Consider the following 18,560-nt stretch of genomic DNA (forward strand, 5'->3'; position numbering starts at 1 on the left):
CGATCCTCTCCGATCCCGCACCCCCTTGCCTACGGTGCTACCACCGAACCTAAAGGGACTGTCCCTTTAGGTTCGCGGGGATGCCGGGCGAGGGCCGGGCGGGGCCGGCGAAGATAAAGGGACTGTCCCTTTAGGATCGCCCGCGTGATTCCGGCTTGTGGGCATCGGGCGTTGTATGCGGCGTTTGATCGGTTTCCGTCGCGGAAGGGCAGCGCGGTGCACATCGACCGGTTCGCGCGGGCGTTGTTCGAGCAGGCGGGTGGTGGGCTGCTGTATGTGCTGGGTGGGGACACGCTGCCCGCGTATCAGCGCGAGGGGGACGTCGAGATCGTGCGGTACCTGCGGGAGGCCGAGCACGTGCTCGAGCGGGCGGCCGGGTACGGGGCGCGGTTGGCGACGCTGCTCGACCGGCTGCCGGACCTGGAGCTCGTGCACTTCCGCGACCCGTGGGGCGGGGCGCCGATCGTCGAGCGCCCGAAGCGGCGCTACACCGCCGTGTATGAGGTCAACGGGCTGCCGTCGATCGAGCTGCCGTTCCTGTATCCCTCGATCCCGCCCGTGCTGCTCGAGAGCGTGCACGCGCTCGAGCAGCGCTGCCTTGAAGGAGCCGACGTCGTCATCACGCCCTCCGACGTGACCGCCGCCCGGCTCGCCGAAAGGGGCATCGCGGCCCAGGTCATCCGCAACGGCGCCGATCTCCCCCAGCCGGCGCCGCCGCCGGACGGCCCGTCGAACTACCTCCTCTACTTCGGCGCGCTGCAGCCGTGGCAGGGCGTCGACACCGCACTGCGCGCGTTCGCCCGCCTCCAGGACCTCGACGACCTCGACCTCGTGATCTGCGCCTCGGTCCACCAGCGCCGGGCGAAGGCGTACCGGAAGTTCGCCGAGAAGCTCCAGATCGCCGACCGCGTGCACTGGCACTTCGCGCTGCCCGAGCACGAGCTCGCGCGCTGGCGCGAGCACGCGCTGCTGAGCCTCGCCCCCCTGAAGGACTGCAGCCGCAACGTCGTCCAGGGCTGCGCGCCGCTGAAGATCCTCGAGTCGATGGCGTCCGGGACGCCGGTGGTCGCCTCCGACCTGCCCGCGGTGCGGGAGCTCCTGACCGACGGCGAGCACGGCCGGCTGGTCGCGCCCGACCGGCCCGGCGAGCTGGCGCGCGCGATCCGCGTCCTCCTCGACTTCCCCGACCGCCGCGCGAGCATGGGCGAAAGCGCCCGCGCCCACGTCGCGCAGCACCTCAGCTGGGAGCGCAGCGTGGGCCAGCTTCGCGACCTCTACACCGCCCACGGGCTGCAAGCTGATTGGATTGCGGCGTGAGCGACGTCAAGTCCGCCTTCAAGGCGCTCACCGCCGAGCAGCAGGCGATCGTCCGTGAGCGCCGGGTCGCCGGCGAGCGCAGCCCGGACGACTGGCTGGCGCTGCTGGGCCCGGTGGCCGAGTACGACCGCCAGGCCGACGCCGTCCGGGAGGGCGGCGGCGGTTTCTGGGCGCGCCGCTATGCGCGCAAGCACGACGTGCCCAACGGCCTGCGCTGGTTCGCGGTGCCGCTGACGTTGATCCTGCGCGAGGACCAGGACCCCGAGAAGCCGCTCGCGCTCAAGATCGACCTGTCGGGCCCGATGCAGCCGCAGAAGCTCGTGACCACGAGCGACCCGTACAAGAAGGGCGCCTACCACAAGGTCGTCGACTCCTTCTACGACGACGTCTGGCTCGAAGGCCACGCCCACTTCGCCGACGGCGCGGACGTCCACTTCACGGTCACCGACCACGTGCGCACCTCGAACAAGACCAAGCGCAGCGCGAGCGGCAAGACCAAACGCAAGACCAAGAGCAAGAAGAAGAGCGAGCTGAGCGTCACGCTCTCGGTCCCCAAGCGCAACTACACCGTCGCCGCCGCCACGGGCCGCGACGTGCCGAAGGAGACCGTCAAGGACGGCGAGAGCCGGACCGTCGTCAAGCTCGCCGGCACGATGGTGCAGCCCAACGCCGACGCCGTCCCGCCGATCCGGATGCTGCTCGAGCTGATCTCGGGCGCCTACGAGCGCATCGAGCCGGCACGCAGGAAGAAGCTGTGAGCGCGCCCCTCGGCGGTCTCGACTGGTGCGCCTGCAAGCGCGGGTTCTTCACGCTGCGCAACTGCACCAACGCCGCGGTGACGAGTTGCACGAGCTGCACCCGGCGCATCTGCCAGGAGCACACGGCGCCGGAGAACCTCTGCGTCGAATGCGCCGCCAAGCGCGACGAGGAGCGCGACGTCGACTCACCCGACCGCGTCGATCTCTCCCCCACGCGCAGCGCCGTCCGCTACCGCACCCACTGGTACTCCTCCAGCGGCTACGAGCCCATGTACTGGGGCACCTACGACTCCTACTACAACGACACCGACTACCGCTGGTACGACGACCCCAACGCGAGCGACGACAACGACGACGACGGTGGCGGGTTCGACGACTCCTGAACCGCTGCGGGCGCTCTGGCTGACCGAGACCTACCCGCCTTCGCGCGGTGGGATGGCGACGTCGTGCGACCGGATCGTCCGCGGCCTGCGCCGCCGCGGAGTGCTGGTCGACGTCCTGCACTTCATGCCGCAGCCGCGCGCCGGGCGGCCGTGGGCGATCGAGACCCAGGCGGGTGGGCGCTACCTGGCGTGCCCGATGGAGGACGATCCCGCGCACGCCCTCAACCGCGCGTGGAGCACCCTGCAATCCGCCCCGCAGGCCTACACCCACGTCGTCGCCTTCGGCGGCTCGCGGCCGATCATGGCCGGCCCGGTGTTCGCCGCGTGGCTCGGCGTGCCGCTGATCACGTTGATCCGCGGCAACGACTTCGACGCGGCGGTCTTCTCCACCCGCCGCCGCCCGATCCTCGACCAGGCCTTCGCGGCGAGCGAGCTGATCTGCGCCGTCTCGCGGGACAAGGTCGACAAGATCGCGGCGCTGCATCCCCGCGCGAACGTGCGCTGGATCCCGAACGGCATCGACCGCTCCGACTGGGAGCTCGCGCCGAGCGACGCCGCCCGCGCGGCGCGCTGGCGCGCTGAGACGCTCGGCGATGGCCGGCGCGTCCTCGGCCTCTTCGGCCAGCTCAAAGCCAAGAAGGGCGGCGTCTTCCTGCTCGACGCGCTGCATCGCTCCGGCGTCGCCGACCGCTTCCACGTGCTGCTGGCCGGGTGGATGGCGCCGGACATGGAGCGGTGGCTGGCCGAGCACGAGCTCGAGCACACCACGCTCCCGTTCCTGGACCGCTTCGAGCTGCTGCCGTGGTACGCGGCGTGCGACTGGCTGGCGATCCCCTCCTTCTACGACGGGCTGCCGAACGTGCTCACCGAGGCGGCGGCGCTCGGCGTGCCGATGGTCGCCGCGCGGGCCGGCGGGATGGTCGACGTGCTCGAGGACGGCCGCACCGCGTTCCTCTTCGACCCCGGTGACGAGGCCCGCTGCGCCTGGGCGCTGCAGGCCGCCGCACGGCTGGACGAGCGCCGGCGCCTGGAGATGAGCGCCGCCTGCCGCGCGCTCGCCGAGACCGAGCTCGATGCCGCGCTCGAGATCGACCGCTACGTCGAGGCGCTCACGCAGACGAGCCGCGCGCGCCTCGCGGCGTGATCCTCTACTACGCGCTGGGCGGCGGCCTCGGCCACCTGACCCGGGCGCGCAAAGTGCTGGAGGCGCTCGACCTCACCCGTGACGCCGTCCTGCTGACCGCGAGCCCGTTCGGCGCTGACCCGCGCGTGACCGGCGCAATCCCGGTTCTCAAGGTCCCGCGCCGGCTCGGGCATGACCGCGACGCGTTCCGCGCGTGGCTGGCCCCACTCCTGCGCGAAGCCGACGAGCTGCTGGTCGACAGCTTCCCCGCCGGCATCCTCGGCGAGCTGTCGGGAATGACGCTCCCTCCCGCCCGCCACGTCGCCCGCCTGTTGCGCTGGGACGCCTACGCCACCCGCCTCGACGGTCCGCTCCCGAGTTACGACGTCATCTACGCGCTCGAGCCGCTGACGCACGACCTCGGGCCGACGCAGCCGCTCCAGCTGCCGGAGACCCCGATCGGCGAGCCGCTGGTCGAGGAGCCGCACTGGCTGGTGGTGCACTCCGGTCCCCAGAGCGAGATCGACGAGCTGCTCACCCACGCCGAGGGCGCGCCGAAGCTGGTCGTCGTGAGCCCGCGCCACACCGACGTCTACCCCGTCGCGCCCCACCTCGCCCACGCCGAGCGCGTCATCACCGGCGCCGGCTTCAACGCGGTGCATGAGAACGCGCGCTGGAGGGAACGTCACACCCCGGTGCCGTTCGCGCGTCCCTTCGACGATCAGTTCGCGCGTGCGGAAAAGGTTCTCAGACATAAGGCGCTTTAGCTCGCAGTAGAACTAAGAAACCTTCTTGACAACGTTTTCTCAGAGGAGTACCTTCACCGCTGTCTACAACGGTCTGTAGATCCAGAGCGAGAGCAACTGGCGGCGCGGTTTGAGGGACCACCCCGACGCGGCCGAAGGAGGAGAGTCATGAGCACGTCTCGTCTGCGCCTCGGGCGTATGTCGTCGCGCGTCGCCGTCGCCGGTGCCGTGGGTGCTATCGCGGTCGGCATCGTCGCCTGCGGCAGCGACAGCGGATCCGACAGCAGCAGCGGCAGCAGCGGATCGTCCGGAGGTGGCGGCGGCGACAAAGTCGTCGTCGGCCTGATCACCAAGACGGAGTCCAACCCCTTCTTCGTGAAGATGAAGGAGGCGGCGCAGAAGGCCGCAGATGCCAACAACGCGGAGCTCGTCACCGCGGCGGGCAAGCAGGACACGGACAACCAGAGCCAGGTCACCGCGATCGAGAACATGACGACGCGCGGTGCCAAGGGCATCCTGATCACGCCGGCGGACTCCAAGGCGATCGTGCCGTCGATCAAGAAGGCCCGCGACGCGGGCGTGACGGTGATCGCGCTCGACACCCCGACTGAGCCGCAGGACGCCGCCGACGCGCTCTTCGCCACCGACAACATGAAGGCCGGCGAGCTGATCGGCGCCTGGGCCAAGGCCAAGTTCGCCAAGGACAACAAGCAGCCCAAGATCGTCACGATCGACCTCGCCCCCGGCATCTCCGTCGGCGTGCTGCGCCACAACGGCTTCCTCAAGGGCTTCGGGGCCACCGACAAGGACGTGCTCGGCCACGCCGACGCGATCGGCGACCAGACCAAGGCGCAGGCGGCGATGGAGAACCTGCTGCAGAAGGTGCCGGACGTGAACCTCGTCTACACGATCAATGAGCCGTCGGCGTTCGGCGCCTACACCGCGCTGAAGGCGGCGGGCAAGGAGAAGCAGGCGACGATCGTGTCCGTCGACGGCGGCTGCGAGGCGATCGCCAAGGGCATCAAGCCGGGCGTGATCGCCGCGACGTCTCAGCAGTACCCGCAGAACATGGCCAAGCTCGGCGTCGAGGCCATCGCCAAGGGCGAGAAGGTCTCCGGCTACAAGGACACCGGCGTGACGCTGATCACCGACGATCCGCAGGACGGTGTCGACTCCAAGGACTCGACGTTCGGCGCTGCGAACTGCTGGGGCTAGACGATGGCCACGCAGATCGAGTCGGCGGCGCAGATGGCGCCGCCGACTCCCGGCGAAGACAAGAAAGGCGGACTGTTCAGCGGTGAGCGGTTCGCCACGCTCGGGCCGCTGCTGGCGCTGCTGCTCGTCTGCGCGTTCTTCACGACGCAGAGCGATCGCTTTCTCTCGGGACAGAACTTCTCGCTGATCTTCCAGCAGGTGATGGTGATCGGCACGCTGGCGATCGGCCAGACGCTGATCATCCTGACGGCCGGTATCGACCTGGCGTGCGGGGCGATCATGGCCTTCGGCGGGATCGTCATGACCAAGCTCGCGGTCACGGGCGGCGTGCCGCCGTTCCTGGCCCTCCTGATCGGCATCGCGGCCTGCGGCGCGTTCGGCCTGCTGCACGGCGTGCTGGTCACGCGGGTGAACCTGCCGCCGTTCATCGTGACCTTGGGCACGTTGAACATCGCGTTCGCGCTGACGCACATCTACTCCAAGGACGAGACGATCTCCGATCTCCCGTCCCTTTTCACGGCGCTCGGAAACTCGTTCAAGATCGGCTCGACCTCTATCACCTACGGCTCGCTGCTGTGCCTGGGGTTGTTCATCCTCGCCTGGTTCGTGCTGTCGCAGACGACCTGGGGCCGGCGCATCTTCGCCATCGGCGACAACCCCGAGGCGACGCGCCTGATGGGCATCAACGTCAAGCGCCACCTGGTCATGATCTACCTCGTCGCCACCGTGATCTACGGCATCGCGGCGCTGCTGCTGATCTCGCGCACGGGCGTCGGCGACCCCAACGCCGGCCAGACGGAGAACCTCGAGGCGATCACCGCGGTCGTGCTCGGCGGCACTTCGCTGTTCGGCGGGCGCGGCACCGTGATCGGGACGCTGATCGGCGCGCTGATCGTCGGCGTGCTGCGCAACGGCCTCGTCCTGATGGGCGTGGCCTCGATCTACCAGGTGCTGATCACCGGCATCCTGGTCATCCTCGCGGTGACCGTCGACCAAATCGCGCGAGGGAGGGCCAAGTGACCGCCGCTACGGAAACGCGTCAGCCGATCCTGCAGGCCAAGGGACTGGTCAAGCGCTACGGTCACGTGACCGCCATCGACGGCGCGGACTTCGAGCTCTACCCGGGCGAGATCCTCGCGGTCATCGGCGACAACGGCGCCGGCAAGTCGAGCCTGATCAAGGCGCTCTCCGGGGCCACGATCCCGGACTCCGGCGAGATCTTCCTCGACGGCAAGCCGGCGAAGTTCCGCTCGCCCTTGGATGCCCGCGCGGCGGGGATCGAGACGGTGTACCAGGACCTCGCGGTCGCCCCCGCGCTGGACATCGCCACCAACCTGTTCCTCGGGCGCGAGCAGCGCCGCAAGGGCCCGCTCGGCTCGGTGTTCCGGATGGTCGACAAGCCCGACATGAAGAAGCAGGCGGCCGAGCACATGCAGCGGCTGCAGATCGGCATCCGCTCGATGAGCCAGGCGGTGGAGACGCTCTCGGGCGGCCAGCGGCAGGGCGTCGCGGTGGCGCGCGCGGCCGCGTGGGCGAAGAAGCTCGTGATCATGGACGAGCCGACGGCCGCGCTCGGCGTGCGCGAGTCCGCGCAGGTGCTGGAGCTGATCCGGCGCGTGCGCGACGCCGGGCTGCCGGTGATCCTGATCAGCCACAACATGCCGCACGTGTTCGAGATCGCCGACCGGATCCACATCCACCGGCTCGGGCGACGCGCCGCGGTGGTGGATCCCAAGACGCACACGATGCACGAGGTCGTGGGGATCATGACCGGCGCCGTAGTGCACGACCTCGAGCACCCCGACGCGCCCAACGGCGGCAAGGCCAAGACCTCCGCCTGAGACCGACCGGCGGGCGGCACGCGCCGCCCGCCGACCAGCTCCCATGAGTACTCGCCGGCCCACGATGAAGGACGTCGCGGCGGTGGCCGGGGTCAGCCTCGCCACCGTGTCGCGGGTCGTCAACGACGTCCCGGTCGACCCGGTCCTCGCCGGCCGTGTGCAGGATGCGGTCACCCGGCTCGGCTACCGCCGCGACGCCGCGGCGGCCGGGCTGCGCCGGGCGAACCGCAGCTCGGCCAGTATCGGGATCGTCCTCGACGACGTGGCGAACCCGTTCTTCTCGGCCGTGCACCGCGGGCTCGAGGAGGTCGCGCGGGCGCGCGGCGTGCTGATCTTCTCCGGCAGCTCCGACGACGACCCCGCGCTCGAGCGCGACCTCGCGCTGTCGTTCAGCGCCCACGGCGTCGACGGGCTCGTGATCGTCCCGGCGGGGACGGATCACCGCTACCTCGAGCGTGAGCGCGCCGCCGGGATCGCGCTGGTCTTCGTTGACCGCCCGCCGCAGCGGATCCTCGCCGACGCGGTGCTCACCGACAACGCCGGCGGGGTCCGCGACGCCGTCGCGCACCTGCTCGCGGCCGGCCACCGGCGGATCGGCTACCTCGGCGACCGCAGCCACATCTTCACCGCCGCCGAGCGCCTCGGCGGCTACCTGGCGAGGGGCGAGGAGTCGCTGGTGCGGATGGACCTCGTCGGCAGCGAGGCCGCCGAGCGCGGTGCGCTCGAGCTGTTGCAGGGCCCCGACCCGCCGACCGCGCTCATCTGCGGGCAGAACCATCTGACGATCGGCGCGCTCTACGCCCTGCGCGCGCTCGGCCTCGAGGCCGAGGTCGCCCTCGTCGGGTTCGACGACATTCCGCTCGGCGGGCTCGTGCGGCCGGGCGTGACCGTCGTCGCGCAGGACCCGGTGGCCCTGGGCCGCCACGCCGCCGAGTTGCTGTTCGCCCGTCTGGAGGGCGACGACTCGCCGCCGCGGCGGATCGTGGTCCCGACGCGGCTGATCGCCCGCGGGTCGGGGGAGATCCGTCCGAGCGACCGGATGAGATCCTGAGCCAAGAGTGAGGTCCGCAGGCGGCTCGCCTCCGCTACGGTCGCGCAAGTGAACCTGGTCCCTCCAAACGGCCGCAGGCCGACGATGAAGGACGTCGCGGCGATGGCGGGCGTTAGCCTCAGCACGGTCTCGCGCGTCGTCAACGGCAGCCCGCCGGTCGCACCCGAGCTCGCCGTCAAGGTCGAGCGGGCGGTCGAGATGCTCGGCTACCGGCACAATCACACCGCGGGCACGCTGCGCCGCGCGAACGGCCTGTCGGGCTCGCTCGGCCTGATCATCGAGGACGTCTCGAATCCGTTCTTCTCCGCCGTGCACCGCGGGATCGAGGAAGTGGCCCGCACGCGTTCGGTGGTCACGTTCGCCGGCAGCTCCGACGAGGACGCCGAGCGCGAGCACGCGCTGATCGAGGCCGTGCTCGCGCGCCGGGTCGACGGGCTGATCGTCGTCCCGACCGCCGCCGATCACACCTACCTGCTGCGCGACGTCGCCAACGGCCTCGGCCTCGTGTTCGTCGACCGCCCGGCGCAGTCGATCGACGCCGACAGCGTGCTCAGCGATAACCGCGGCGGCGCGCAGCGGGCGGTCGAGCACCTGCTCGCCCACGGGCATCGCCGGATCGCCTTCGTCGGTCCGCCGCCGACGCTCTACACCGCCCGCGAGCGGCTGGCCGGGTACCGCGCGGCGCTCGCTCCGGCAGGGCTCAGCGAGCTCGTGCGCCACGCGGTGGAACCGGCCGACGCCTACGGCGCCGTGCTCGGGCTGCTCGACTCAGACCACGCGCCGACGGCGCTCTTCACGAGCCAGAACCTGATCACGATCGAGGCGCTGCGCGCGCTGCACGGGCGCGGCCGCCAGCATGAGATCGCGCACGTGGGCTTCGACGACATCGTGCTCGCCTCCGCCATCGATCCCGCCGTGACCGTCATCGCGCAGGACCCGGTCGGCCTCGGCCGCGCCGCCGCGGAGCTGCTGTTCTCGCGGCTGGACGGCTTCGTCGGCCCGTCGCGGCGGGTCGAGCTCCCCACTCCGCTGGTCGTGCGCGGGAGCGGGGAGCTCCGACCGCCGGGCTAAGGGCTCGTCGTCGACAAGGTGAACGTCAGCGTCTTCGAGTACACGCCCGTGCGGAGCGGGTCGGCGGCGTCGACGTGCTGCGCGAAGCCGATCGCGACGGCCTCGTTGGCCACCGGTGCGGACCACGCGGTCTTGGCGAGCTTCACGATCAGCGGTGACGGCAGCGCGAACGCGCCGTTGACCAAGTGGCCGGGATCGGAGACCGTGAGCGCGGCGTCGGCCGCGGTCGAAGTCACCGTGGCCGTCGTCGAGGCGCTGTAGTCCTTGGTCACGCCCGGCACGAGCGTGCCGAAGGACGGTGCCGGGCCGAGGGTCAGCGCCAGCGTCGCGGGCACCGCGGCCCCGACGGTCGTCGCGGGCGCGCTGATCGGGAGCGAGGGATCGTCGAGCCAGGTGACCGCGTCGGCGAGGGCCTTCATCCCTGTGTCGTTGGGGTGTAGGTGGTCGCCGCTGTCGTAGGCGGGCAGCAGCCGCAGCGGATTCGCCGGATCGGCGAGCGCCGCTTCGAAGTCGACGATCCCGTCCCAGTAGGGAGCGGTACGGATGAACTGGTTGATCGCCATCCGCTTGGCGTCCTTCTCGACGCTGTAGTAGCCCGCGAGGGTGGCGTTCTGAAACGGCGTGAGCGTGGCCATGATCACCTTCAGGCCCGCGCGGTGCAGCCGGTCGGCGAGCTGGCGCATGCCGTCCGTGATGTCGTCGACGACGACGGTCTCGTTCGAGTAGTTGCCGATGTCGTTGATGCCGAGGGCGACGATCACGGTGCTGACGCCGTCGTGGGAGATCACGTCCCGGTCCAGGCGCGAGAGGCCGCTCGGATTGCCGCCGCAGCAGTTGTAGTCCTTGAGCACCGAATTGCCGCTGATGCCCTCGTTGACGACGCCGCGCACGCCGACGCGGTTGCCGACCGCATTCAGCCGGGCGGCGAGATAGTCGGGCCAGCGGTGATTGGTGTTCGAGGTCGAGTTGGCGCCCTCGGTGATCGAGTCCCCCAACGCGACGACCGCGCCGATCGAATCGCCGGTCTCGACGCTCACCGCGTCCAGGAACCACCAGCTGTTGGTGATGCTCGTGAACCCGGTCGCGTCCATCTGCGCCGCGCGGTCGCCACCGCCGGCCGGCGTCATGTAGGAGCGCTGACGCGCGCCGCTGTGGTAGCTGGCATTGGGCGTCGTGCCCGGGACGAAGATCGAGATCGCGAGGTTGTCTCCGTCGCCCACCGGCAGTGCGACCGGGTCCGACACGACGTCGCTGTCCGGTGAGATCTTGACCGTCGGGCGCCCGCCGAACGTGACCTGCGTCTGCGTCCCGGGCACCACCGCGGCGGTGGTCCCGGACTGGCGCCCGACGTAGACGCTGCCGATCTGCAACGCCGTCGCGTCCAGGAAGGCGTCGCCGGCCGCGGCCGGGTAGGCGCCGAACGCGTTCGAGATGCGCAGGCGCACCTTGCTCCCGCCCACGCTGATGTGGACGATCTGACGGATCGTGAGGTTGGTGAGCGTGCGCCGGGAGTCCGGCTGCGTGCTCGCGCCCCACGTCGTGACCCAGTGCGTGCCGGCGGCATGTGCCGGCGCCGCGGCGAGCAGCGTGGTGGCGGCCGCCAGCGCGGCCGCGAGCTTGACCTTCATCGACGTTCTCCCCCGGTTACGGCGTCGTGGTGGACAGCGTGAAGCCGAGCGTCCGGCTGTAGGCGCCCGTGCGCAGCGCGTCGGTGGCCTCGACTCGCTGCCTGAACGTGATCGCCACCGCCTCGTTGGCGACGGGTCCGTCCCAACTGGCCTTGGCGAGCTCGACGCGCAACGGCTGCGGCAGCGCGAAGACCCCGTTGGTCAGGTGGCCGGGGTCGCTCACGGTCAGCGCCGCGTCCCCCGCGCTCGACGTGACCGTGGCAGTGGTGGACGCCACGTAGTCCTTCGCCACCCCTGGCGCGAAGGCCCCGAAGGTGGGCGGCGCGCCGAGTGTGAGCGAGAGCGTCGCCGGCACCGACCCGCCGACGTCGCCCGGCACGGGTGCCGCCGTGCTGATGCGATCGGCGGCCGTGTCGACCCACACGTTGCCGCTGCGGCCGGTCACCTTCGGCGCGGTCGTCAGTACCGGACCGGCCGTGCTCGCGACGCGGACGCCGATGGCGATCGGCGGGAACGTCGCGCCCGGCGCGAGGACGTCGTTGCGGGTGCACGTGATCGTCGCGGTGCCCGTGCACGTCCACCCCGTCCCGTTCGCGCCGGTCGCGGTGAGCCCGGCGGGGATCGCCTGCGTGACCGTCGTCGTGCTGCCGTCGGTCGGCCCGTCGGTCGGGTTGGACACCGCCAGCGTGAGCGTCCCGGTCTCGCCGCGCACGAACACCGCGGGGCTGTGGGTCGCGGCGAGCTTGAGCGGCTGCGGGACCGTGACGGCCGGCGCCGGAGCGCTGCCGGGATAGGCGAGCGGCAGATACGGGACCGGGTTGGTGACGGTGGGGATCGGCGCGCCGGAGGACACGTAGCGGTTCGCGACGACCTGGCCGGCGCGGTCGACGGTGCCGAAGCAGTACCCGCGGGCGCGCGCGGCGTCGATGATCAGCGGCACCGCGTCGACGGTCGCCTGCCCGGCAGGCGAGTCGACCGGACCGTCATGGAGCAGGATCGCGACCCCCGGGCGCAGCGCGTTGACGATCCCGTCGCGGATCTGCGCCGCCGAGCGCGCGGGGTCCCAGTCGGTGGCGGAGATGGGATTCGGCGTGACGGTGAAGCCCATGGCCGCCAGCGCGGCCGTCGTGGCCGCGTTGACCGAGAGGAACGGCGGCCGTAGGACGTTGAACGAGTACGGCGCGCCGTTCGCCGCGAAGCGCGCGGCGGTGTCGGTGACCTCGAAGGCCAGGACGTTCGCGGGGATCGAGCCCAGGTTGGGGTGATCCCAGCTGTGGCCGAGCAGCGTGTGGCCCTCGGCGAGCTCGAAGCGGCTGAGCTGCGGATTGGCCTCCAGCCGCATGCCGACGTCGAAGAACGTGACCGGGACGCCCTTCGCCCGCAGGTGCGCCAGGGTCTGGGCCCGGTAGACGGACGGTCCATCGTCGAAGGTCAGGGCGATCCGCGTGTTGCACGAGTTGTCCGGTCCCGCGGTCGGGGCCTTGATCGCGGCGACGATCGCCGCCGCCGAGCTGCCCGGGAACTGCGCGGCGATTTCGTCGACCCTCGCGACGAATGCGGCGTCGTCGGCGAACGGCTCTCCCTCCCACACGAGGTCGAGCAGCGTGCAACCGTCCGGGCGCTCCGGGTTCAGCGGTCCGCTCGCCCACCCGTTCGGGCACGCGTCGGCTGCGACGGGGATGTCGTCGGTGGCGCTCGCCCCCGCCGCGTCTCCGCCGCCGGTGAGCGTCGGCGCGGTGCGCACGGTCGTCCCGGCGGAGCTCGCCACCGAGACCGTGATGGTGATCGGCGGGTAGCCGCCTCCCGGTGCGAGCACGTCGCTGCGAGTACAGCGGCTCGTGGTCGTGCCGGTGCATGTCCAGCCCGGCCCTGACGCGGCGGTGGGCCCCGCTCCGGCGCCCGGGTTGTTCGTCAGCGCGCCCAGTCCGGCCGGCAGCGTCTCGGTGACGGTGACCACGCTTCCGTCGGTCGCATCGGCTCCGCCATTGGTGACGCGGAGGGTCAGGGTGCCGGCGTACAGCGTCGTGTTCGGTGCCTGTGCCCGTAGGAACGTCGGGCTCGCGTGCGACGCCGAGAGCGTCAGGTCAGGCGCCGCCGCAGCCGGCGCCGCGGGCAGCATCAACAGCGCTGCCGTGACCCACAGCGCGCGATGAGCGTTCATTGAAGCGTCCTCTCCTCCGCTTGACGCGAGTGAGGCTAAGCACGCGATTTATCGGTGTCAACAACAAATCGATGCCCATCGAATGTTTCAGGGGTCGATCGTCCCGCTGGAGAGCAGCCAGCCAAGCGCTTCGTGGAGCGCGTCGAGCGAGCTGTAGCGCGGGGCGTAGCCGAGTATCGACCGCGCGCGGTCGATACTCGCCGCGATGCCACGTGCGACGTGGTCGTGGGTGACGCGGGCGTGCTCCTCCCCCACCCGGCGCTCGTACTCCAGCCAGTCGACGAACTCGAGGTTCGCCTCGCGGCCGAACCAGCGAGCCACGCCTTGAGCAAGCCCGCGCAGGGTCATCGCCTGCGCGGAGACGACGTGGAAGCTGGCGCCGATCGCGGCCGGGCGGGTGAGCGCCTGCTCGAACGCCTGGGCGACGTCGTCGGCGTGGACGTGGTGCAGGACGCCGAGGCCGAGATCGGGGAGCGGCAGCGGCTCGCCGTGCGCGAGCTTGTGCCACGTCGAGGGATCGAGGTTGCCGGCGGGGGTGATCACCGGCCAGCCCGGTCCGGTGATGTGGCCGGGGTGCAGGATCACGCTCGGCACGCCGCCGGCGAGCGTCTCGCGCTGCAGCAGCGCTTCGATCTCCGCCTTGCCGACGCCGTAGTCGCCGTAGGCGGTGCGTGGCTCGTCCTCGGTGACCGGCACCCGCAGCGCCGGCCCGTGGACCCAGATCGTCCCGCAGTGCACGAGCAAGGGCCGGGTCGGGCGCAGCGCATCGACGAGCTGCCGCGCCGAGGCCGCGCCGAAGCAGATCATGTCGATCACCGCGTCGGCGTCCAGCGCGGCGATCCGCTCGCCGAACGTGCCGGCGGCGTCCTCGGCCTCGCGGTCGATCGCGATCCGCTGGACCGCCCGCCATTCGGCCGCGGGCGAATACGGCTCGCGCTCGCCGCGGCTGAGGGCGATCACTTCATGGCCCGCGCGGACGAGCCGCGGGACGAGGTAGGTGCCCACGTGACCCGTGGCACCGATGACGACGATGCGACGGCGCATCGCCGGAACGCTACTGCGCGGGGCTCAGCGGGTCCTGAACCGCGTGCCGGCGATCGGCAGCGCGTCGTGCGTGCGGCCGTAGCGATCGTGGATCAGCACCGAGGCGGCGCCGTGTCGCCACGCCGCGCGCTCGGCGTCGGTCGCGGTGGTGTGTTCGGAAAGGGGCCGGCTCTCCGCTTCGTCGTCCAGGACGCGCCAGTGTCCCTGCGCGTCGGCCACTACGTGCAAAGTCGCGGTCATCGACACTTCTTTGTACACCTCTGGCAATGAGATCTCAGCGGGTGTGGTCCCCACAATGACCACTGATGGTCGCACCGTTCGGGGCGGGGGTTCTTTCCATCTCGTTACCAAGCCGCGACGGTGAAAGAACGCTGACCGTCGGCTCAAGCGTGAGCGGGCACGCGCCGAGAAATCCCGCGTGTCCCTCCTCCGCCGCGCTTCTGCACCCGTCGCCTCCGCACCTGATCCAGTCGCCGCCGAGCTGCGCTCGCGCCTGCAGAGCCTGAACGATCACTGCCTCACCAACCTGGTCGCGGGCCTGGACGCGATGAACCGCGGGGACCTGACCGTGCACGTCGCCCCCGCGACGCAGCCGATCACGACGAAGTCCGAGAACCCGGAGACACAGGAACTGGTCGCGCTCTTCAACTCGATGCTGGCGAAGGCCCAGACGGCGCTGGAGGGCTACAACGGCGTGCGCGAGACGATGCGCTCCGCGCTCGGCGACCGCTCGTGCCTCGACGACCTGCAGGATCGCCTCAACAGCATGAGCGACCATTGCTTGACCGGCCTCGGCGAGGGGCTCGTCGCGATGGCCGACGGCGACCTGACCGTGATCGTCCACCCCGCCACCACGCCGCTGCCCACCGCGCGCGGTGCGCAGCTCGGCAGCCTCGGCGAGACCTTCAACGTGATGCTCGGCAAGGCCCAGGGCGGCCTGGAGGCCTACAACGCGACGCGCACCAGCGTCGCCACGATGATCGAGCGCATCAGCGAGACCGCCGGCCAGGTCGCCGGCGCCTCGGAGGAGATGTCGGCCACCACCCAGGAGACCGGCGCGGCGATCGAGAACATCGCGCGGCTCTCGTCCGGCGTCGCCGAGGGCGCCAGCCGTCAGGTCCAGAGCATCGAGTCCGCGCAGCAGATCAACCGCGAGGCGGAGGCGCTCGCCCAGCAGGCCGGCCGCCTCGCCGAGTCCGGCGTCGCGCTCACCAGCCAGATCTCCGCGATCTCCGACCAGACCAACCTGCTCGCGCTCAACGCGGCGATCGAAGCCGCCCGCGCCGGGGAATCCGGCCGCGGCTTCGCGGTCGTCGCCGACGAGGTCCGCAAGCTCGCCGAGTCCTCCAGCGTGACCGTGCGCGAGACCGAAGCGGCCTTCCACGGCCTCGCCGAGAGCATCACCAACGTGTCGGTGTGCATCGAGCGGATGTCCGCCGCGACCGGCGACGTCGTCGGCATCGCCCGCGAGGCGGGCGACGCCACCGCCGACGTCTCGGCCGCCACCGAGCAGTCCTCCGCCTCCACGCAGCAGATCGCGGCCTCCAGCGACGACCTCGCCCAGATGGCGTCGACGCTGCAGGGCCTCGTCGCCACGTTCCGCCTGTAGTACATCCGCCGAGCCGTGCTCGGCGGGGCGATGCCTCCGTGCGCGGGCGGCCGAGAAGGGGATATGCGCTCGATCAGCATCGCGACGTGGCTCTCGCTCGCCACCGGCTGGCTGGCCGCGGCCGCGGCGATCGCAGTGATCGCCGCCGCGCCTGACAACACGCCCGACCTGCTGTTCCTCCCGGCGCAGCCGCCGTCGCAAGCGCCGCTGGAGCCGACGCTCGTCGGCCCTGACCACGCGCTCGTCACGCTCTCGACCGGGTCCGTGCGGTGATCAAGAAGCTGGTGCTGGCGGCCGCCGTCGCCGCGCTGCTCACCGGCGCCTACAAGCTCACGCTCGGCAAGCCGTCACCCGCCGTCGCGCACGAGCGCGTCGCCGTGATGAAGCACCAGGTGATCGTGGACCTGGCGGGTGGGCGCTACGCGGCGGTGACGCTCGGGCTCGAGGTGCCGGAGAGCGCCGATGAGGAGATCGTCGAGTCAGAGGCCGTGCAGGACGTCGTCACGCGCGACCTGACCAGCCTCGATCCCGCCGACCTACTCGTCCGCGAGCGTCGCGAGCGGCTCAAGGTCCGGCTGGCGCGCGACATCCGCGCGCAGACCGACGTGCCGGTCGCCCGCGTGCTCCTGACGGACTTCACGATTCACTGAGCGCCGGGCGCCGGTGCGGCTCCGGCTTCGGCTGCAGCACGCCGGAGATCAGCACGCCGAGCGTCACCATCGCCGCGGCGGCGGTGAGCGCGCGCAGCGTCCCGACCTGGTGCCCGAGGAAGCCGACGAAGGGCGGCCCGGCGAGGAACGCGAGGTAGCCGATCGAGGAGACCACGCTCACGCGCCCGGCCGCGTGGCGGGCGTCGTCGGCGGCGGCGCTCATCCCCACCGGGAAGCCGAGCGCGACGCCCAGGCCCCACAGCGCCGCGCCCGCCATCGCGACGAGCAGTGACCCGCCCCACACGACGAGCATCAGGCCGGCGACCGCGCACAGCCCGGTCACGCGGATCAGCGGGACGCGGCCGTAGCGATCCAGCGCGCCGGGGCCGAACCAGCGGCCCAAGGTCATCGCGGCGAGGAAGATCGCGAAGGTGAGCGAGCCGAGCGCGGCCGCGGCGTCGTAGCCGTCGATGACGGACACGCCGAGCCAGTCGACGCCGGTTCCCTCGGTGAACGCCATACAGAACACGAACAGCCCGATCAGCAGCGTGCGCGGCTCCGTCCAGGCCTTCAGCGGGCTGCGCCGCGGGCCGGAGGCCTCCTCGTCGTGCGGCTCGATCGGCAGGAAGCCGCGGACCGCGGGTGTGGCCACGAGCGCGACGAGCAGCGCCACGGCGGCGAGGTGCACCGTGACCGAGACACCGAGCGCGATCATCGCCGAGCCGAGCAGCGCGCCCGCCACCGTGCCGACGCTGAAGCCCGCGTGGAAGCGCGACATGATCGAGCGCTGCATCCGCCGTTCGACCTCCGCGCCCTCGACGTTCATCGCCACGTCCCAGGTGCCGCTGCCGAGGCCGAGCAGGAACAGGCCCGGGATGACCGGCGCGACGCCGTGGCGGAAGCCGACGGCGGCGATCGCGAGGCCGCTCGCGCCGATCAGCGACATCACGGTGATCGTCCGCGCGGCGCCGAGGCGGGAGATGACGACCCCCGCCAGGGGCATCGAGACCAGCGACCCGATCGCGATCGCGAGCAGCACGAGGCCGAGCTTCTGCGGGTTCAGGTCCAGCCCGTCGCGCACCTGCGGGATCCGCGAGGCCCAACTGGCGAACATGAAGCCGTTGAGGATGAAGACGGCGTAGACCGCGTACATCGCCTTGCGGGCGGTCATGGCGTGAGCACCTCGATGCCGAGCCTGCCGTATTCCGCGGCGAGCTCCGGTGGGGCGTCGGTGACGAGGACGTCGACGCGGTCGACGAGGGCGACGACGTACGGGCCGGCCGCGTGGAGCTTGTCCTCGGTGGCGATCGCGACGACCCGGCGCGAGCGCTCGATCATGGCGCGCACGACGTCCGCCTCCGCGCGCTCGCGCAGCGTCACACCGTGCTCGAGATCCAGCCAGCAAGGGCTGACGACGCAGACGTCGGGTCGCACGGTGCGCAGTTGCTCAACCGTGGCGGCACCGGTGAGGGTCTGCGACGCGCGGTCCAGCCGGCCGCCGAGCACGTCGACCGTCACGTCCGGGTGGGTGCGCAGGGCGAGCGCGACGTCGGGGCTGGACGTGAGGACGGTCGCGCGCAGGTCGCGCCGCAGCGCACGGGCCCATTCGAGCGCAGTCGTCCCGCCCCCGATCGCCACGAGCTGATCGTCGGCGATCAGCGCGCCGGCGCGCTGGGCGATCGCGGTCTTGCCCGGCGCATCGTCCTGGATGCGGTCGAGGAACTCCGGCTTGCCCGGCAGCGGGCGGACGGCGCCCCCGTGGACCCGCCGCAGCGCGCCGAGGGCTTCGAGCTCGTGCAGGTCGCGGCGGACCGAATCGACCGAGACCCCGAGCTCGTCGGCAAGCGTCGCGGAGACGACGCGCCCGTCACGCTCAAGCCGCGCAAGGATCGTCGTCTGGCGTTCCGGGATCGACTGCATCGCCTCCGATGGTAGCGAAGGCTGCAGAAAACGGCAAAAAGCC

At 71.4% G+C, this 18,560-nt stretch carries 19 protein-coding genes; 13 read left to right on the forward strand and 6 right to left on the reverse strand.

Features of this window, described 5'->3' with window-relative positions; all coding sequences use genetic code 11:
* The first annotated feature begins 216 nt into the window (after positions 1-216).
* The 10 genes from OM076_RS14960 (at position 217) to OM076_RS15005 (ending at position 9,505) form a co-directional block, all read left to right on the forward strand.
* Positions 217-1,317: a glycosyltransferase family 4 protein gene (locus OM076_RS14960; protein WP_270040804.1), complete on the forward strand. Its 1,101-nt coding sequence runs from the start codon at positions 217-219 to the stop codon at positions 1,315-1,317.
* Positions 1,314-2,075: a hypothetical protein gene (locus OM076_RS14965; RefSeq protein WP_270040805.1), complete on the forward strand. Its 762-nt coding sequence runs from the start codon at positions 1,314-1,316 to the stop codon at positions 2,073-2,075. The genes OM076_RS14960 and OM076_RS14965 overlap by 4 nt, the downstream gene beginning before the upstream one ends.
* Positions 2,072-2,458, forward strand: coding sequence for a hypothetical protein (locus OM076_RS14970; protein WP_270040806.1), 387 nt, complete (start codon positions 2,072-2,074; stop codon positions 2,456-2,458). Before OM076_RS14965 ends, OM076_RS14970 begins: the two co-directional genes overlap by 4 nt.
* The gene (locus tag OM076_RS14975; RefSeq protein ID WP_270040807.1) at positions 2,436-3,602 is read left to right on the forward strand and encodes a glycosyltransferase family 4 protein; all 1,167 of its coding nucleotides are present in this window, start codon (positions 2,436-2,438) and stop codon (positions 3,600-3,602) included. Before OM076_RS14970 ends, OM076_RS14975 begins: the two co-directional genes overlap by 23 nt.
* On the forward strand, positions 3,599-4,348 hold the full coding sequence (locus OM076_RS14980; RefSeq protein ID WP_270040808.1) for a hypothetical protein: 750 nt from the start codon (positions 3,599-3,601) through the stop codon (positions 4,346-4,348). The genes OM076_RS14975 and OM076_RS14980 overlap by 4 nt, the downstream gene beginning before the upstream one ends.
* A gap of 147 nt (positions 4,349-4,495) precedes the next feature.
* Positions 4,496-5,542, forward strand: coding sequence for a substrate-binding domain-containing protein (locus OM076_RS14985; RefSeq protein WP_270040809.1), 1,047 nt, complete (start codon positions 4,496-4,498; stop codon positions 5,540-5,542).
* Between the two features lie 3 nt (positions 5,543-5,545).
* Complete coding sequence (locus tag OM076_RS14990) at positions 5,546-6,562, forward strand: ABC transporter permease (RefSeq protein WP_270040810.1); 1,017 nt, start codon at positions 5,546-5,548, stop codon at positions 6,560-6,562.
* Complete coding sequence (locus OM076_RS14995) at positions 6,559-7,383, forward strand: ATP-binding cassette domain-containing protein (protein ID WP_270040811.1); 825 nt, start codon at positions 6,559-6,561, stop codon at positions 7,381-7,383. Before OM076_RS14990 ends, OM076_RS14995 begins: the two co-directional genes overlap by 4 nt.
* A 43-nt stretch (positions 7,384-7,426) precedes the next feature.
* Positions 7,427-8,434: a LacI family DNA-binding transcriptional regulator gene (locus tag OM076_RS15000; RefSeq protein WP_270040812.1), complete on the forward strand. Its 1,008-nt coding sequence runs from the start codon at positions 7,427-7,429 to the stop codon at positions 8,432-8,434.
* An 84-nt stretch (positions 8,435-8,518) separates the two neighbouring features.
* Positions 8,519-9,505: a LacI family DNA-binding transcriptional regulator gene (locus OM076_RS15005; protein WP_372518044.1), complete on the forward strand. Its 987-nt coding sequence runs from the start codon at positions 8,519-8,521 to the stop codon at positions 9,503-9,505.
* Here OM076_RS15005 and OM076_RS15010 read toward each other — a convergent pair.
* The 4 genes from OM076_RS15010 to OM076_RS15025 all read right to left on the reverse strand — a co-directional run bounded on the left by OM076_RS15010 (position 9,502) and on the right by OM076_RS15025 (position 14,557).
* Positions 9,502-11,133 (reverse strand): SGNH/GDSL hydrolase family protein, encoded by a 1,632-nt coding sequence (locus OM076_RS15010; RefSeq protein ID WP_270040814.1) that lies wholly within the window; start codon positions 11,131-11,133, stop codon positions 9,502-9,504. The two genes, OM076_RS15005 and OM076_RS15010, sit on opposite strands and share 4 nt — an antisense overlap.
* Before the next feature lie 16 nt (positions 11,134-11,149).
* A complete protein-coding gene (locus tag OM076_RS15015; protein ID WP_270040815.1) occupies positions 11,150-13,294 on the reverse strand; it encodes a polysaccharide deacetylase family protein in 2,145 nt (714 codons plus the stop codon).
* Between the two features lie 87 nt (positions 13,295-13,381).
* Positions 13,382-14,338, reverse strand: coding sequence for an NAD-dependent epimerase/dehydratase family protein (locus OM076_RS15020; protein ID WP_270040816.1), 957 nt, complete (start codon positions 14,336-14,338; stop codon positions 13,382-13,384).
* 24 nt (positions 14,339-14,362) lie between these two features.
* On the reverse strand, positions 14,363-14,557 hold the full coding sequence (locus OM076_RS15025) for a hypothetical protein (RefSeq protein ID WP_270040817.1): 195 nt from the start codon (positions 14,555-14,557) through the stop codon (positions 14,363-14,365).
* Between the two features lie 811 nt (positions 14,558-15,368).
* Here OM076_RS15025 and OM076_RS47125 point away from each other — a divergent pair.
* The 3 genes from OM076_RS47125 (at position 15,369) to OM076_RS15040 (ending at position 16,597) form a co-directional block, all read left to right on the forward strand.
* Positions 15,369-15,947, forward strand: a complete 579-nt coding sequence (locus tag OM076_RS47125) for a methyl-accepting chemotaxis protein (RefSeq protein WP_272598034.1) — start codon at positions 15,369-15,371, stop codon at positions 15,945-15,947.
* Between the two features lie 63 nt (positions 15,948-16,010).
* Positions 16,011-16,220 carry a hypothetical protein gene (locus OM076_RS15035; protein ID WP_270040819.1) on the forward strand — a complete coding sequence of 70 codons (210 nt, stop codon included), beginning with the start codon at positions 16,011-16,013 and terminating at the stop codon, positions 16,218-16,220.
* On the forward strand, positions 16,217-16,597 hold the full coding sequence (locus OM076_RS15040; RefSeq protein WP_270040820.1) for a flagellar basal body-associated FliL family protein: 381 nt from the start codon (positions 16,217-16,219) through the stop codon (positions 16,595-16,597). Before OM076_RS15035 ends, OM076_RS15040 begins: the two co-directional genes overlap by 4 nt.
* Here the strand turns inward: OM076_RS15040 and OM076_RS15045 are convergent.
* Positions 16,584-17,801, reverse strand: a complete 1,218-nt coding sequence (locus OM076_RS15045; protein WP_372518045.1) for an MFS transporter — start codon at positions 17,799-17,801, stop codon at positions 16,584-16,586. The two genes, OM076_RS15040 and OM076_RS15045, sit on opposite strands and share 14 nt — an antisense overlap.
* The gene (locus tag OM076_RS15050; protein WP_270040822.1) at positions 17,765-18,517 is read right to left on the reverse strand and encodes a DeoR/GlpR family DNA-binding transcription regulator; all 753 of its coding nucleotides are present in this window, start codon (positions 18,515-18,517) and stop codon (positions 17,765-17,767) included. The genes OM076_RS15045 and OM076_RS15050 overlap by 37 nt, the downstream gene beginning before the upstream one ends.
* Positions 18,518-18,560 lie beyond the last annotated feature (43 nt).

It is taken from the genome of Solirubrobacter ginsenosidimutans, assembly GCF_027587205.1.